The following is a 15479-nucleotide window of genomic DNA, read 5'->3' on the forward strand; positions in this document are numbered from 1 at the left end:
CTTATGCAAAAGGAAACACCGGCCACAGAGGGCCGGTGTCGTCCCGATACCAAAAGAATCGGGAAAGGGGAAAGGGGGACGGCGAACGTTTGCACTGTTCTCGCCCGGTAAGGTCGGGCCGGGCGAGGTGGGGGGAGCAAGGTTCAGGCGTACCCTCTTTTCCGGTGCGGGCGCCTATCAGGCAGCCACCGCCTTGGGCTTGCGGCCACGGCGGGCGTTGGGCTTGCGGCCCAGGCCGATCTTCTTCGCGAGTTCGCGACGCTTTTCGGCGTAGTTGGGGGCGACCATCGGGTAGTCGGCGGGCAGGTTCCAGCGCGCGCGGTACTCTTCCGGGGTCATGTTGTAGTGCGTCATCAGGTGGCGCTTGAGCATCTTGAGCTTCTTGCCGTCTTCAAGGCAGACGATGTAGTCGGGCTTGATCGAGGCGCGAACCGAAACGGCGGGCTCGGGCTTTTCTTCTTCCACGGCCGTAGTGCCGCCGAGACCGGCAAGTGCGCCGTAAACATTGTTGATCAACGAGGGGAGATCATCGACCGTGACGCTGTTGTTGCTGACGTGCGCGGCAACAATGTCGGAAGTGAGAGTGATGAGCGTTTCGCTCATGTCGGGCTGAACAGTTTCCATTATATTTTCCTCTATGGCGACCTTGAGGCATTCATTCGTTGGCCGACACATCTGTGACTTGCCGAGAGATGCAATGGCTCAAACGAGCCAATGTTTCAAGTAGTATCGTAAGTTGTTTTGGACTTCGCGCTGCCAAAATGGATGGAAACCTTGAATCTGCCCAATTTAAACTCAGAGATCGCGCGCGAATGTAATCGCGTTGACGCGCTCTCCCGACAATAAGCGGTAGTAGTCGGGGCGTTCGCCGATCTGGTAGAATCCGAATGCGCTGTAAAGGGATTCGGCAGGGTTTCCCTTTCGCATTTCCAGCAACAGCCGTTGCGCACCGCGGTGTTTAGCGGAATTACTAAGTAATTCGAGAAGAGTCTTGCCGAGGCCTTTTCCGCGTTCCTGCGGAATTACGGCCAGGAGGAGAAGTTCTTCTTCGTCGAAGCCGTGGCGCGAGAGCGTGAACCCGGCCGCGGGGGTCTCTGCCTCGGGGGGATTCCCGCCGGCATCGACAAGGCTGTAGTACGTATGTCCAAAAAGTAACGCGTCTTCGACTTGGCGCCGGGTCCAGGCTTCCCCGTATAGAGGGTCGAAGGCCGCGGTCATGACTTCCATCAACTTGTCGAGGTCTTCGGTCATGGGATCCTGCTGGCGGGGACTACTTGTGTTCAAGAGTGCGCAGACTAGCCGGGCAACGTGCCGCCGGGCAAGCGCGCATCGGGCGCGCGGCCATACAGCGGGCTGATGTCGGGCGGAGGTGGGCGGTGGGAAGCGCGGCGAAGGCGCGGGCATCGGGGAGCAGGGGCTGCGCCGTGCCGTGGCCGCGCGCGGCGACGAGCGCCTCGGCCTCGTTGCCAGTGACGCGCTGGGCGGTGAGGGCCTGGGCCGCCGCGTCCGGTTTGAGCGAGGCGAGCGGCGCCGTGCTGGCGCCCGCCGCATCGAAGCTCTCGACGAACCATTCGCCGTGTCCGCCGGTCATGGCGACGTCTAGCGGGCCTTCGCCGAAGGCCTCGCGCGCCATCGCCGCGACCAGCGCGAGGGTGGGATAGCCCACGATTTCTGCCCCCCAGGCGAGCGCCAGGGCGCGCGCGGCGGCAAGGCCCACGCGCACGCCGGTAAAGCTTCCCGGGCCCAGCGCCACCGCGATGCGGTCGGCCTTGCCGCGTTCGGGCAGCTGCGCGATCATCGGCACCAGCGCCTCGGCGTGGCCGCGCCCGAGCACGCGAAACGTCCCGCCGATCAGCGTATTGCCCTCCAGAAGGGCCACCGAACAGGCCGCGGTGGCGCTGTCGATGACGAGGGTCCGGGCCGGAAGGGCGGCGGGGGACGGTGAGGGCGAGGGCGACACGCGGGCGGGCTGACTTTGCTGTTGTCGGGGAGAGGTCGTGAAAAGGGGCGGCCGATCAGGCCGCGCGCACCTCGCTGACTTCGGGCACGTAGTGCTTGAGCAGGCTTTCGATGCCGTGCTTGAGCGTCGCGCTCGAGGACGGGCAGCCCGAGCAGGCGCCCTGCATCGAGAGGTAGACCACGCCTTCGCGGAAGCCCCGGTAGACGATGTCGCCGCCATCGTTGGCCACGGCCGGGCGCACGCGGGTCTCGATCAGGTCCTTGATCTGCGCGATGATGTCCGCATCGGCCGGATCGTCGCCCAGGTCCGCATCCTCGCTCTCGGGCGGGACGGTGATGCCGTTGCCGCTCTGGCGGAACAGCGGGGCCTCGGAGACGAAGTGGTCGAGCAGGATCGAGACGACCTGCGGCTTGAGGCCGGGCCATTCGACGCCGGGCGCCGCGGTGACCGAAATGAAGCCGTGGCCGAAGAAGACGCCGGTGACGTCGCCCAGGTCAAACAGCGCTTCGGCGAGCGGCGAGGCGGCCGCGTCCTCGGGCGAGGTAAACTCGCGCGTGCCTTCGGCCATGACTTCCCGACCAGGCAGGAACTTGAGCGTGGCGGGGTTGGGAGTCGTTTCGGTTTCAATAAACATGATGCCCGCGATTTAGGCTTTTGGGGCTTTTAATCAAGTCATGGGGCGGGTGCGGGACGTTTTGTCCGGGGCTGACAGCGGCGCAGATTGCGGCCGATCTCAACCAAGTTGCCGGTTATAAAGGTTAAAGGTGATATTTGTGCATGAGCGAAGCAGGTGTGCGCGGCGCTCTATTCACTGGCCCTTAATCCGCCCGCATCCTATAGCCTTGGCAATGACCACTATTTCGCGCGCCGCCAGTTCGCTCGCCTGTCTTGCCTTCCTTCTGCAGGTCCCGGTCCCGTCCGCCGCTGCGCAGGACGCATCGCCCCCGTCCACGGATGCCCCCGCGCCGGCCGAGGCCGCTCCTCCCGCGCCGGTGCTGCAGACGAACGAGGAGGACCCCTGGCTCTACCGCGGCAGCAACATCCCGCACGACAAGGCCTGGCACTTCGGCGAGATGGACAACGGCCTGCGCTATGCGGTGCGCAAGAACGGCGTGCCGCCGGGTCAGGTCTCGATCCGGGTGCGGGTGGATGCCGGCTCGCTCTACGAGACCGACGCCGAGCGCGGTTATGCGCACCTTCTCGAACACATGCTGTTCCGCCAGTCGAAGTACATCCCTTCGGGCCAGGCCATCGCCGCCTTCCAGCGGCTGGGCGCGACCTTCGGGACCGACACCAACGCGGTGACCTCGGCGACGCAGACCGTGTTCAAGCTCGACCTGCCCAACGCGACGCCCACCTCGCTCGACGAGACCTTCAAGCTGATGTCGGGCATGGTCACCGCGCCCACGCTTTCGGCCGACAATCTGAAGCAGGACCGCCCGATCGTGCTGGCCGAGATGCGCGAGCGCGGCGGCGCGGCCCTGCGCGTCCAGAACGCGATGCAGGAGACGCTCTACCAGGGCCAGCCGCTCGCCGAACGCCAGCCCATCGGCACGCTCGAGACGCTCAACGCCGCGACGCAGGAGAGCGTGCGCGCCTTCTACAAGCGCTGGTACCGGCCCGATAACGTGACCGTGATCGTGGCGGGCGATGCCGACCCGGCGATGCTGGAAAGCTACGTTCGCAAATGGTTCGGCGACTGGCAGGCCAAGGGTGCGAAGGCCACGCCTCCCAGCTTTGGCGAACCCGCCGCGCCCAAGGGCTTTGCGGGCAACAACCGCGAACTCGCGCCCGTGGGCGAGACCCGCGTGCTGGTCGAGCCCGACCTGCCGCCCTCGCTGCTTGTCGCAACGCTGCGGCCCTGGAATCAGGTCGTCGACAACATCCCCTACAACCAGGGCCTGATGACCGACGCGATTGCCCAGGCGATCATCAACCGGCGCCTCGAAACCCGCGCGCGCGCCGGGGGCAGCTTCCTTTCGGCCTCGGTCAACACCGACAAGATCTCGCGCAGCGCGGACGTCACCTTCATGTCGGTCACGCCGCTGGGCGATGACTGGAAGGAGGCGCTCGAGGACGTGCGCGGCGTGATTGCCGATGCCATGACCCGCGCCCCCACGCAGGCCGAGATCGACCGCGAGGTGGCCGAGCTCGACGTCGCCTTCCAGGTCCCGGTCGAGCAGGAGCGCATCCTGCCCGGCTCCCAGTTGGCCGATGATCTGGTCAACGCGCTCGACATCCGCGAGACGGTGGCTTCGCCCAAGGACGTGCTGCGCATCTTCCGCGAATCGCGCGCCTTGTTCACCCCGCAGGCCGTGCTCGACCACACCCGTGGCCTCTTCGCGGGCACCGTGACGCGCGCGCTCTTCACCACGCAGGAGGAGGGCAAGGTCACTGCAACGGCGCTGCGCGACGCGCTCATCGCGCCGGTCGAGGCCGACGCCACCGCGCGCCGGGTCACCAACGCCGAGCCGGTCTCGTTCGACACGCTGCCCGCCATCGGCACGCCGGCGGCCCCTATCGCCGACCAGCCCACTGGCCTGCTCGACATCGAGGAGCTGACCTTTGCCAATGGCGTGAAGGCGCTGCTCTGGCCGGTCGCCGAGGAGCCGGGCCGCGTCGTCGCCAAGGTGCGCTTCGGGGGCGGCACGCGCTCGATCGCGCCCGAGGACGCGCCCTACCTGACGCTGGGCGAATACGCGCTGGTGGGATCGGGGCTGGCAACGCTGGGGCTCGACGATCTCGACGTGATCTCGACGGGCCGCAAGATGGGCTTCGAGTTCACCGTCGATGACGCCGCCTTCCAGCTCAAGGCCGAGACGCGCCCGCAGGACCTGGAAGACCAGCTCTACCTCTTCGCGGCCAAGCTCGACCTGCCGCGCTGGGACGAGAACCCGCTGCGCCGCGCCAAGGCTGCGGCCAAGATCCAGTACGACACCTTCGCCACCTCACCGCAGGGCATCCTGAGCCGTGATCTGGACTACTACCAGCACGGCAAGGACGCGCGCTTTGCCACGCCCACGCCCGCCGAGATCGACAAGGCGACACCCGAGGGCTTCAAGCGCGTGTGGTCCAAGGCGCTCGCCGAAGGGCCGGTGGAAGTGCAGATCTACGGGGACTTCGACAAGGCGGCCGCGATTGCCGCGCTGGAGAAGACCTTTGGTGCTCTCAAGCCGCGCGAGGACGCGCGCAGCACCGCGAGTGCGCCCGATATCGCGGCCGCGCAGCCCAGCACGAAGCCGGTTGTCCTGCACCACCATGGCGATCCCGACCAGGCCGCCGCCGTGCTCTCCTGGCCGACCGGCGGGGGCACTCTGGAAATCCGCGAATCGCGCCAGCTGGAAATCCTCACCCAGCTCTTCACCAACCGCCTGATCGATGCGGTGCGCGAGAAGCTGGGCGTTGCCTATTCGCCCTATGTCTATTCGACCTGGCCGGTCGATCTCCAGGCGGGCGGGGCGATCACGGCGGTCGCGCAGGTCGATCCCAAGTCGGTCGACGTGTTCTACCAGACCGCCGAGGAGATCGCGCAGGACCTCATCGCCAACCCGCCGACCGCCGACGAACTGGCCCGCGTCACCGAACCGCTGCGCCAGCAGGTGACGCGCGCGGCGTCGAGCACCTCGTTCTTCATGAACCAGCTGGAAGGCGCGAGCCGCGATCCTGCGCGCTTTGGTTCGGTGCGCTCGGTGCTCATCGACTATACCCGGACCACCCCGGCCGAGATGCAGGCGCTTGCCGCCAAGTATCTGGGCGAAGGCAATTCCTGGCGGCTTGAGGTGATCCCCGAAGAGGGCAGCAGGAGCAAGGTCGCGGCAAAGTAACGCGCGATGTCCACGCGGCAGGGCTTTCTCAAAAACCCCTGCCGCGCAACCGATTAGCGGTTTTGGGCAAAGCTTCTTTGCAAAAATTGCGGGCAGAGGCTATGGGGCCCGCCTTGCCGAGGCTTCGTGCAAGGTATCCGGGCGCCCGTGGCGACCCGGCAGGAGCGGCCCGGGAGAGGGCCGCATTTCAGGAGTGAACGACGTGGCAAGCAATTGGACCCCGGATGGCTGGAAGGCGCAGGAAGCGCGCCACCTTCCGGTATATGGCGATGAGACAAAGCTGAACGAGGTCGAGGCGACCCTGGCAAAGTTTCCGCCGCTGGTCTTTGCAGGCGAAGCGCGCGAACTGAAGAAGGACCTCGCCGAAGTGGCCGAGGGCCGCGGTTTCCTGCTCCAGGGCGGGGACTGCGCGGAGAGCTTCGCCGAGTTCCACCCCGACAACATCCGCGACACCTTCCGCGTCCTGCTGCAGATGGCCGTCGTGCTCACCTTCGCCAGCAAGCAGCCGGTGGTGAAGGTCGGGCGCATGGCCGGCCAGTTCGCCAAGCCGCGCTCCTCGCCGACCGAGATGGTCGATGGCGTCGAGATGCCCAGCTACTTCGGCGACATCATCAACGGGATCGAGGGCAATGCGCAGGCGCGCCGCAACGATCCGGAACGCATGGTCCAGGCCTATGGCCAGTCGGCCGCGACGCTGAACCTGCTGCGCGCTTTTGCGACCGGCGGCTATGCCAACCTCAGCCAGGTCCACAAGTGGACGATGGAGCACATCGACCGCAGCCCCTGGGGTGAGAAGTTCGCGCAGATGGCCGACCGTATCGGCGAGGCGCTCGACTTCATGTCGGCCTGCGGCGTCGATCCCACGACCGTCCCGCAGCTGCAGGGCACCCAGTTCTACACCAGCCACGAAGCGCTGCTGCTCCCCTACGAGCAGGCGCTGACCCGCCGCGATTCGCTGACCGGCGGCTGGTACGACTGCTCCGCGCACATGCTGTGGATCGGGGACCGCACCCGCTTTGAAGGCTCGGCCCACGTCGAGTTCCTGCGCGGTGTCGAGAACCCCATCGGCATGAAGTGTGGTCCGAGCCTCGAGCCCGACGCGCTCCTCAAGATGCTCGACACGCTCAACCCCAACCGCGAGCCGGGCCGCATGACCCTCATCAGCCGTTTCGGCCACGAGAAGGTCGAGGCAGGCCTGCCCAAGCTGGTGCGCGCGGTGAAGGCCGAAGGGCACCCGGTGGTGTGGTCGTGCGATCCCATGCACGGCAACGTCATCAAGACCGATTCGGGCCTCAAGACCCGCCCCTACGACCGCATCCTCTCCGAAGTGCGCGGCTTCTTCGCGGTGCACCGCGCCGAAGGCACGCACGCGGGCGGTATCCACGTCGAGATGACCGGCCAGGACGTGACCGAGTGCACGGGCGGCGCCATCGCCATCACCGACGAGCGGCTGGGCGATCGCTACCACACGCACTGCGATCCCCGCCTCAACGGCGCGCAGTCGATCGAACTGGCCTTCGAGATGGCGGACCTGCTCAACCTCGAAGCCAACGCGCAGCACCAGGCCGCGGCCTGATCCGCACGCCAGTCCGCTGAAGACACCAAAGGGCAGGGACCGCCGATGTGCGGTTCCTGCCCTTCGTGTGTGCCGGATCGGGGCAGGGAAGGACGCGTTTCAGGGCCTGTGATCCTGACACTTGAGGGCAAAAGGATCTTCCGAGGGTCCTCGCCCTCGGGCTCCCCGAACTGTCAGGCTCACCTCCCGCGCGCACCATGGCGTGAGAAAGGCGAGGTCGCCGATTCCGGGGTCCAAGGGGCGATGGCCCCTTGAATCCTCTTCTCCCTACTGCCCCACGCGCAGCGTGGCCCTGTCGAGCGCGGCGAGGCGTTCGGGGTTGCCGCGTGCGGCCATGCGCATGTCCATCAGCGCGTCGCGGTCGGCGTGGGCGCGGGCGAGCGACGTCACGCGGCAGTCGCGCATCTGCGCCATCTCCTGCAATTCGCGCAGGTCCGGCGCGCCGCACACGCTCTTCACCGCGCGCACGAGGCGCAGGTCGAGCGCGTCGCGCCCGCTGGCGCTGTCGAGGTCAAGGTCGCTGTAACGCACGGCAACCGTCGGTAGGTCCTCCCAGACGTGCTTTTGCACGACCACTTCGTTGGACGCCGAGGCGGCGCTTCCCAGCAGCACGCAGCCGAGCGTGCAGGCGGCAATGGTAAGCCTGTTCATGGTACTTCTCCTCTACGGTGCGCAGCCCATGGGGAGCCGCGCGGGACGCAGGTAGAGGCATGTGCGGACAAGGGTGTTCGCACCGGGCAATCGGCCCGTTTCGCGTTCGAATTTCAGGCGTGGGGGACGGGCTGCGTCACTGGGCAGCAAGCTCTCACGAAAGGCGTTGCGTTTCGGTGCGTGCCTGGTCGTCAATCAGGCACCGAGTCGGTGATCGGGATGTCTGGCGGGTCGCCAGGGCATCGGGAAGTTCATCGAGTTTATCGCAACTTATGATTGCGGCGACCTCTCCCTGCGGTAATTTTGGATTATACGCCCCTCTTGCTGTGAAACAAAGTGTTTCATTGGGCGCTGGTGCAGACTGCCCTCAGGACGCGACGAAACGCGGCCAAGGCCCTGCTTTTACGTAGATTTACGAGGGGGCGAACAGGGCGCAGCTGCTTATTTGAACGAAGCGGAGAAGTAGAAGCATTGTTCCGAGGGCCATTGCCCTCGGGCTCCCCATACCGCGCAAGCTCACCTTGCGCGCGCACCGTGGTTCGCGAAAGGTGAGCTCGCCCAGTTTGGGGTCAAGGGGCGATGGCCCCTGGAAATAGGCCTTCTGCAAGGTGGCGGTCGCGGCCCTGTCAGCCCCCGCAGCGGCTGTAGTAGCCCTGGCGGCAGGCGCGCACGTCGCGTTCCCAGGCGGCGCGCTCGGCCTCGTAGTCCTGCCGCGCGCGGGCATAACGGCTGCGGTCGTCCTCGTAGGCCTGCATGTCTTCGTTGTAGGCACGGGCGCTGTAGTCCGCATAGTCGCGGCGGTCGGCCTCGGCCGCAGCCCAGTCGTCCCAGCCTTGCGCATAGCGGGCATCGCGGCGCGCGACGTAGGCGGCCTGTTCGCGGTTGAGGCGGCGGATCTCGGCGGCATCGGCTTCGCGCGCGGCGCGCGAGCGCATCCCGGGATCGCGCGGATCGTCGGCCTGCGCCGGCGTTGTGGTGACGGCGATCGCCAGTGCGGCGAGCGCGGCGGCGCGTGTGAAACCCCTCATCGAATATCCCTCAAGTCCCGGTATGTCCCTTGGGCCTTGCTAGGCGCGAGGGGCACACGATTGCAAAGGCCTTGCGACGAAGCGAGCCGCCATCCAGCGCAGCTCCGGCACGGGTGGCCGAGGCGCGTGCCTCCAAGTAAATTGTCCTGAAATCTCAAGATCCCGGCCTGCCGTTACGGCTTTTGTCATCTTAAATTCTTTGACTCGACTTCGCGTCAGCCCGCATTTTCAGGGCCTGTCGAGCCGTCGGGAGACATCGTCATGAACATTGTCGAGCTGCAATCGGCCGTGGGCGCCAAGCCCGACGGGATCTGGGGCCCCAAGTCGCGCGCGGCGCTGCTGACCGCCTTCACCAATACCCAGGCCCCCGCCATCACCGATGCGGAAGAGGCCGAGCTGGCCGAGCGCCTGCACGTCAGCGTGAAACAGCTGCGCGCGGTGGCGCAGGTGGAATCCTCGGGCGGCGGGTTTGACCGGCAGGGGCGCCCCAAGATCCTCTACGAGCGGCACAAGTTCCACAAGTACACCGGCGGGCGCTGGTCGGTCACGGCCTTCAGCAACCCGCGCTACGGCGGCTACAGCGAAAGCAGCTGGGACAAGCTGGCGGGCGCGATCGTGACCGGGGATGTCGATGCCGCGTTCATGGCCTGCTCCTGGGGCAAGTTCCAGGTGCTGGGGCAGTGGTGGGACGAGTTCGGCTTTGCGAGCCCCTTCGCCTTTGCCTTCAGCACGGTCGCCTCCGAACTCAAGCACTACGAACTGCTCGCCCATTACGTCGAATACAACGAGCTCAACGACGAAATGGCCGCGCTCTCCACCGATCCCGACGACTGCCGCGCCTTCGCGCGCGCCTACAACGGCGGCGCCTACGCGCGGCTGGGCTACCACACCAAGCTGGCCGCCGCGATGGGGTGAGGGCGCGCAAGGTGAGGTTGATGGTATGGGGAGCCCGAGGGCGATGGCCCTCGGAATCTTCTCTTTGCCTGCTTCGGCGAACTTCAAAGGCTTGTTCCCGGGTCGTTTGACGCAGACGCATCGCATCGGGTATTTCCGATGGGTTTCCGCCGCAGCCTCGCTGCGATGCGGCCTGTCCCAGCGATGGAGCCTTTGCCCTTCATGTCCGAATACCGTTACCTGCGCGCTCTTCCCGATCCTGACAGCCTGCCCGCGCTGCGCCCCGAATACGCGCACCTGCGCCCCGCGCAGGGGCTGGGCGAACTGGACCCGCCCCCGCGCATCCTGCTCCTCTACGGGTCGCTGCGCGAACGCTCCTACTCGCGCCTTGCGGTCGAGGAGGCGGCGCGCCTCCTGCAGTACTTCGGTTGCGAGACGCGCATCTTCGACCCCCGCGACCTGCCGCTCCCCGACCAGGTCCCGGGGGACGATCACCCGGCCGTCCACGAACTGCGCGAGCATGCGCTGTGGTCCGAAGCGCAGGTCTGGTGCAGTCCGGAGCGCCACGGCCAGATCACCGGCATCATGAAGACGCAGATCGATCACCTGCCGCTGGCGTTCAAGGGCCTGCGCCCTACGCAAGGGCGCGCGCTGGCCGTCATGCAGGTCAGCGCCGGCTCGCAATCGTTCAACTCGATCAACACCTTGCGCGTGCTGGGGCGCTGGATGCGGATGTTCACCATCCCCAACCAGTCCTCGGTCGCCAAGGCCTACGAGGAGTTCGACGAGGCGGGCCGGATGACCCCGTCGAGCTACTACGACCGCATCGTCGACGTCATGGAGGAACTGGTGCGCTTCACCGTCCTCCTGCGCCCCCACGCCGAACAACTTGTCGACCGCTACTCGGAGCGCAAGGACAAGGATCAACCGGTCGAAACGCATGTCGAGAAGGCCGGGTTGGCCTGAGGCTGGAGAGAAAGAAATTCAGTCCGAGGGCCATCGCCCTCGGGCTCCCCGAACTGTCGAGCCACCTTACGCGCGCACCGCGGCGTGAGAGAGGTGAGGTCGCCCGTTCTGGGGTCCAAGGGGCGATGGCCCCTTGAATTGGCACTTTCTTCTTTGCGGTTAGCCGTTGGACGGATGGACAATGTCGTCTTGCCGTCCTTCCGCCCTCTAGGTAACCTTGCTCAGTATTCGGGTTCTCGGGCACGTTCCAGGCCCGATGCCCCATGCGCTGGGGAACCGCAGGGCCCTCAAGGCATTGCGCTTGGGGCCCGCGGACATATCTAGGGGGCCAATCTGCGCGCCGGACGCTTGAACGACGCGAACAAATCTGGAACATAGGCCCCCATGAGTCTGACCCACATCACCGTGCGCGGTGCGCGCGAGCATAACCTCAAGGGCTTCGATATCGCGCTGCCGCGCGACAAGCTGATCGTCATCACCGGGCTTTCGGGGTCGGGCAAGTCGAGCCTCGCCTTCGACACGATCTACGCCGAAGGCCAGCGCCGCTACGTCGAGAGCCTCTCGGCCTACGCGCGCCAGTTCCTTGAAATGATGCAGAAGCCCGATGTGGAGCACATCGACGGCCTCAGCCCTGCCATTTCCATCGAGCAGAAGACGACGAGCCGCAACCCGCGCTCGACCGTCGCCACCGTGACCGAGATCTGGGACTACATGCGCCTGCTCTGGGCGCGCGTGGGTGTGCCCTATTCGCCCGCAACCGGCCTTCCCATCGAGGCGCAGACCGTCTCCAACATGGTCGACCGGGTGATGGAGCTGCCCGAGGGCACGCGCCTTTACCTGCTGGCCCCCGTCGTGCGCGGCCGCAAGGGCGAGTACCGCAAGGAACTGGCCGAGTGGCAGAAGGCGGGCTTTACCCGCGTGCGCATCGACGGCGAACTCTACGCCATCGAGGACGCGCCCGCGCTCGACAAGAAGTACAAGCACGACATCGAGGTCGTGGTGGACCGCATCGCGGTCAAGGACGGTATCCAGACGCGCCTGGCCGACAGCTTCGAGCAGGCGCTCAAGCTGGCCGAGGGGCTTGCCTATGTCGATCTTGCCGATGGCGTGGTGCCGGGGCGTGAGGACGAGGCCGAGGCCGCGAAGGGCACCAAGGGCAAGAAGAACCTGAAGGGCGCAGGGCTTCCGGCCAACCGCATCGTCTTTTCGGAAAAGTTCGCCTGTCCGGTCTCGGGCTTCACCATCGAAGAGATCGAGCCGCGCCTGTTCTCCTTCAACGCGCCGCAGGGGGCGTGCCCGGCCTGTGACGGTCTGGGCGAGAAGATGGAGTTCGACCCCCAGCTCGTCGTCCCCAACGAGGGGCTGACGCTCAAGCAGGGCGCGCTCGTGCCCTGGGCCAAGTCGAACCCGCCGTCCCCTTACTACATGCAGGTGCTGGCCAGCCTGGCCGACCACTTCGGATTCGATCTCACCACGCCCTGGCAGGACCTGCCGAGCGAGGTGCGCATCGTCATCCTCTACGGCACGGCCGGATCGCCGGTGCCGCTCACCTTCAAGGACGGGCGCAAGGAATACACCGTGACCAAGCCCTTCGAGGGCGTGATCGGCAACCTCAACCGCCGCCTTGTCCAGACCGACAGCACGCTGATGCGCGAGGAACTCCAGCGCTTCCAGACCGCGCAGCCCTGCGAGGTGTGCGAGGGCAAGCGCCTCAAGCCCGAAGCGCTGTGCGTGCGCCTGGCGGAAAGCGACATCGCCGACGCTGCGCGGCTTTCGGTGGCGGACGCCTTCGCCTGGTTCGGGAGCCTCGAAGGCAAGCTCACCGACCAGCAGGCGCAGATCGCCAAGGCCATCCTGAAGGAGATCAACGAGCGCCTCGGCTTCCTCAACAACGTCGGGCTCGATTACCTCAACCTCGACCGGACTTCGGGTACGCTCTCGGGCGGTGAGAGCCAGCGCATCCGCCTTGCCAGCCAGATCGGTTCGGGGCTTTCGGGCGTGCTCTACGTGCTGGACGAGCCCTCCATCGGCCTGCACCAGCGCGACAACGATCGCCTGCTCGAAACCCTGAAGCGCCTGCGGGACCTGGGCAACACGGTGATCGTCGTCGAGCACGACGAGGACGCGATCCGCGCGGCCGATTATGTGGTGGACCTGGGCCCCGGCGCGGGCGTCCACGGCGGCGAGATCGTGGCCGAGGGCACCTTGAAGCAGGTGCTCAAGAGCAAGACCAGCCTCACCGCGCAGTACCTCACCGGCGAACGCAGGATCGAGGTTCCGGCCACGCGCCGCAAGGGCAACGGCAAGTCGGTGACGGTCGAAAACGCGCGCGCGAACAACCTGAAGGGCGTCACCGCCGAGTTCCCGCTGGGCACCTTCTGCTGCGTGACCGGCGTCTCGGGTTCGGGCAAGTCCTCGCTCACCATCGACACGCTGCAGGCGGGCGCGAGCCGCACCTTGAACGGCGCACGCGTGATCGCAGGGCCCCACGATGCGATCCGTGGGCTCGAAGCCTGCGACAAGGTGATCGAGATCGACCAGTCCCCGATCGGGCGCACCCCGCGCTCCAACCCGGCGACCTACACCGGCGCCTTCACCCAGATCCGCGACTGGTTTGCCGGGCTCCCGGAGTCCGAGGCGCGCGGCTACAAGCCCGGGCGCTTCAGCTTCAACGTCAAGGGCGGGCGCTGCGAGGCGTGCCACGGCGACGGCCTCATCAAGATCGAGATGCACTTCCTCCCCGACGTCTACGTCACCTGCGAGGAATGCGACGGCAAGCGCTACAACCGCGAGACGCTGGAGGTGAAGTTCAAGGGCCACTCGATCGCCGACGTGCTCGACATGACGATCGAGGATGCGGTCGAGTTCTTCAAGGCCGTGCCCCCGATCCGCGACAAGATGCAGATGCTGTGCGAGGTGGGCCTTGGCTACATCAAGGTCGGCCAGCAGGCGACCACGCTTTCGGGCGGTGAGGCGCAGCGTGTCAAGCTTGCCAAGGAACTGGCGCGCCGCTCGACCGGGCAGACGCTCTATATCCTCGATGAGCCGACCACGGGCCTCCACTTCGAGGACGTGCGCAAGCTGCTGGAAGTGCTGCATCGGCTGGTCGAGCAGGGCAACTCGGTGGTCGTCATCGAGCACAACCTCGATGTTATCAAGACCGCCGACTGGCTGATCGACCTGGGCCCCGAAGGCGGCGTGCGCGGGGGCGAGATCGTCGCCGTGGGCACGCCCGAGGACGTGGTGAAGAACGAACGCTCCTTCACCGGCCACTACCTCAAGCCCCTGCTGGAGGCCTGAGGTAGAACAGAGGGATGATTCCGAGGGCCATTGCCCTCGGGCTCCCCAAACTGTCGAGCTCACGTTCCGCGCGCCACGTGGCGTGGGAAAGGTGAGGTTGCCCGTTTTGGGGTCAAGGGGCGATGGCCCCTTGAATCTCCCCTTCCTGCTTCCTCAGCGCCGTCCGAACAGCCGCGCGAAGAAGCCGGGTTTGCGCGGTGGCGGGCTTGCCTCGGCGAGTTCGGTTTCGGCGGCGACGACCTTGCGGCGGATGGCGGAGCCGGTGGCGTTGGGGTCGTAGGCGGGCAGGGGCACCTTGCGCTGGAGGCTGACGGCGGCGAGCGAGCCGAAGACATCGTCGGTCAGCGCGCCCTTCGCGAGGTGGACCATGGCCGCCTCGGTGCCCATGTCGACCGTGCCCGAGATCACCGCGACGCGGCCCGGCAGGCCCTGCACGGCGACTTCGGTGGCGACCGCCTGGTGGAAGCGCAGCGCGCGCAGCCAGGCGGCGAGCACGGCCTCGACATAGGCGCGCGGGGCCGGGGCGCCGCCTGCGTCCTCGCGGATGAAGTAGCGGCGCTTGTGGCGCAGCAGCGCGGTGTTGATCGCGGTGAGGCCGTCGATCTCCAGATAGAGCTCGATGTCTTCCTCGCGCTCGGCCCAGGGGGCCTCGTCGGCGGCGCACAGGCGCGCAGCTCTTCGGGCGAGGTGGACGAAAAGGCGAAAGCCTCGTCGGTGTAGAGCCCGTGGAGCAGGACGGGCGCGTGGGGGATGTCCTTTTCAAAGGCGACGTCCAGCTCGTTGGCCAGGCCGATGGTGAGCGCGGTGATCGGAGCGCCCTCGTGCATGTCCACGGCATCGACCAGCTCGGCCCACCCCGAAATCTCCACCGCCGCGCGCGGCGTGGCCAGACACAGCCGCGCCAGATCGGTGTCGAGCGCGGCCAGGTCGGCCGCCAAGACCTCCTCGGCCCGATCCAGATCCCCCGCCGCAATCCATGCCGCAAGCCCCTGCGTGTAGTCCCGCTCCCCCTCAAGGGTCGCGAAAGCCTCCTGCAACCTGTGAACCACCTGTAATCCCTCTTAATCGCCCACAACCTGCGCCGTGGCGCATCTCCACGGTATCTATGGGCTAGAGGTCTTTACTTAGTTAACGAACTTCCGGACTTCGCAATTTTACGAAGTCAGAAGGGGGAAAGATGCGAGGGCCATCGCCCTCGCGCTCCCCGAACTGTCGAGGACAGGTGTGCCGGGGAGCTTTGGGTAGGGAGAAACGGGCCGATTGCGGAATGGCAAGTCCTA

The 15479-nt window shown here is 66.4% G+C and carries 13 protein-coding genes and 1 pseudogene; 7 read left to right on the plus strand and 7 right to left on the minus strand.

From position 1 onward, the window contains the following. Positions 1–177 precede the first annotated feature (177 nt). The 4 genes and pseudogenes from MBENS4_RS14015 to MBENS4_RS14030 all read right to left on the minus strand — a co-directional run bounded on the left by MBENS4_RS14015 (position 178) and on the right by MBENS4_RS14030 (position 2594). Positions 178–624 (minus strand): MucR family transcriptional regulator, encoded by a 447-nt coding sequence (locus tag MBENS4_RS14015; RefSeq protein WP_039392527.1) that lies wholly within the window; start codon positions 622–624, stop codon positions 178–180. Between the two features lie 171 nt (positions 625–795). Beyond that, positions 796–1251, minus strand: coding sequence for a GNAT family N-acetyltransferase (locus tag MBENS4_RS14020; protein ID WP_039392528.1), 456 nt, complete (start codon positions 1249–1251; stop codon positions 796–798). 44 nt (positions 1252–1295) lie between these two features. Next, positions 1296–1960: pseudogene (gene tsaB / locus MBENS4_RS14025) on the minus strand (tRNA (adenosine(37)-N6)-threonylcarbamoyltransferase complex dimerization subunit type 1 TsaB). Positions 1961–2015: 55 nt separating this feature from the next. Then, entirely contained in the window at positions 2016–2594 is a 579-nt protein-coding gene (locus tag MBENS4_RS14030) for a NifU family protein (protein ID WP_039392530.1), read from the minus strand. 214 nt (positions 2595–2808) lie between these two features. Between MBENS4_RS14030 and MBENS4_RS14035 the strand changes: the two genes are divergently transcribed. Both MBENS4_RS14035 and MBENS4_RS14040 read left to right on the plus strand, forming a co-directional pair. Beyond that, positions 2809–5784, plus strand: a complete 2976-nt coding sequence (locus MBENS4_RS14035) for a M16 family metallopeptidase (RefSeq protein ID WP_039392531.1) — start codon at positions 2809–2811, stop codon at positions 5782–5784. A 202-nt stretch (positions 5785–5986) separates the two neighbouring features. After that, positions 5987–7360 carry a class II 3-deoxy-7-phosphoheptulonate synthase gene (locus tag MBENS4_RS14040; protein WP_039394846.1) on the plus strand — a complete coding sequence of 458 codons (1374 nt, stop codon included), beginning with the start codon at positions 5987–5989 and terminating at the stop codon, positions 7358–7360. Between the two features lie 267 nt (positions 7361–7627). On the opposite strand, the gene MBENS4_RS14045 is transcribed toward MBENS4_RS14040, so the two are convergent. Both MBENS4_RS14045 and MBENS4_RS14050 read right to left on the minus strand, forming a co-directional pair. After that, positions 7628–8011 (minus strand): UrcA family protein, encoded by a 384-nt coding sequence (locus tag MBENS4_RS14045; RefSeq protein WP_052322393.1) that lies wholly within the window; start codon positions 8009–8011, stop codon positions 7628–7630. Positions 8012–8637: 626 nt separating this feature from the next. After that, on the minus strand, positions 8638–9039 hold the full coding sequence (locus MBENS4_RS14050) for a hypothetical protein (RefSeq protein ID WP_039392534.1): 402 nt from the start codon (positions 9037–9039) through the stop codon (positions 8638–8640). A gap of 261 nt (positions 9040–9300) precedes the next feature. Between MBENS4_RS14050 and MBENS4_RS14055 the strand changes: the two genes are divergently transcribed. The 3 genes from MBENS4_RS14055 to uvrA all read left to right on the plus strand — a co-directional run bounded on the left by MBENS4_RS14055 (position 9301) and on the right by uvrA (position 14199). Further along, positions 9301–9954 (plus strand): N-acetylmuramidase domain-containing protein, encoded by a 654-nt coding sequence (locus tag MBENS4_RS14055; protein WP_039392535.1) that lies wholly within the window; start codon positions 9301–9303, stop codon positions 9952–9954. A 201-nt stretch (positions 9955–10155) separates the two neighbouring features. Next, positions 10156–10899, plus strand: coding sequence for an arsenical resistance protein ArsH (gene arsH, locus MBENS4_RS14060; protein WP_039392537.1), 744 nt, complete (start codon positions 10156–10158; stop codon positions 10897–10899). Positions 10900–11283: 384 nt separating this feature from the next. Beyond that, entirely contained in the window at positions 11284–14199 is a 2916-nt protein-coding gene (uvrA, locus tag MBENS4_RS14065; protein WP_039392539.1) for an excinuclease ABC subunit UvrA, read from the plus strand. A gap of 153 nt (positions 14200–14352) precedes the next feature. On the opposite strand, the gene MBENS4_RS14070 is transcribed toward uvrA, so the two are convergent. Beyond that, entirely contained in the window at positions 14353–14694 is a 342-nt protein-coding gene (locus tag MBENS4_RS14070) for a hypothetical protein (protein WP_039392540.1), read from the minus strand. A 66-nt stretch (positions 14695–14760) separates the two neighbouring features. Between MBENS4_RS14070 and MBENS4_RS25845 the strand changes: the two genes are divergently transcribed. Together MBENS4_RS25845 and MBENS4_RS14075 are read left to right on the plus strand one after the other, a co-directional pair. Further along, positions 14761–14919, plus strand: coding sequence for a hypothetical protein (locus tag MBENS4_RS25845; RefSeq protein ID WP_159108070.1), 159 nt, complete (start codon positions 14761–14763; stop codon positions 14917–14919). Between the two features lie 23 nt (positions 14920–14942). After that, positions 14943–15254, plus strand: coding sequence for a hypothetical protein (locus MBENS4_RS14075; protein WP_144400952.1), 312 nt, complete (start codon positions 14943–14945; stop codon positions 15252–15254). The last annotated feature ends 225 nt before the right edge of the window (positions 15255–15479 follow it).

The organism is Novosphingobium sp. MBES04 (assembly GCF_000813185.1).
In the GTDB taxonomy this organism is placed as follows: domain Bacteria; phylum Pseudomonadota; class Alphaproteobacteria; order Sphingomonadales; family Sphingomonadaceae; genus Novosphingobium; species Novosphingobium decolorationis.

What these genes read in the sequence shown, in the direction of transcription:
- MBENS4_RS14015 (WP_039392527.1), bottom strand. Translation starts at nt 624, where the DNA reads ATGGAAACTGTTCAGCCCGACATGAGCGAAACGCTCATCACTCTCACT.
- MBENS4_RS14020 (WP_039392528.1), bottom strand. Translation starts at nt 1,251, where the DNA reads ATGACCGAAGACCTCGACAAGTTGATGGAAGTCATGACCGCGGCCTTC.
- MBENS4_RS14030 (WP_039392530.1), bottom strand. Translation starts at nt 2,594, where the DNA reads ATGTTTATTGAAACCGAAACGACTCCCAACCCCGCCACGCTCAAGTTC.
- MBENS4_RS14035 (WP_039392531.1), top strand. Translation starts at nt 2,809, where the DNA reads ATGACCACTATTTCGCGCGCCGCCAGTTCGCTCGCCTGTCTTGCCTTC.
- MBENS4_RS14045 (WP_052322393.1), bottom strand. Translation starts at nt 8,011, where the DNA reads ATGAACAGGCTTACCATTGCCGCCTGCACGCTCGGCTGCGTGCTGCTG.
- MBENS4_RS14050 (WP_039392534.1), bottom strand. Translation starts at nt 9,039, where the DNA reads ATGAGGGGTTTCACACGCGCCGCCGCGCTCGCCGCACTGGCGATCGCC.
- MBENS4_RS14055 (WP_039392535.1), top strand. Translation starts at nt 9,301, where the DNA reads ATGAACATTGTCGAGCTGCAATCGGCCGTGGGCGCCAAGCCCGACGGG.
- arsH (WP_039392537.1), top strand. Translation starts at nt 10,156, where the DNA reads ATGTCCGAATACCGTTACCTGCGCGCTCTTCCCGATCCTGACAGCCTG.
- uvrA (WP_039392539.1), top strand. Translation starts at nt 11,284, where the DNA reads ATGAGTCTGACCCACATCACCGTGCGCGGTGCGCGCGAGCATAACCTC.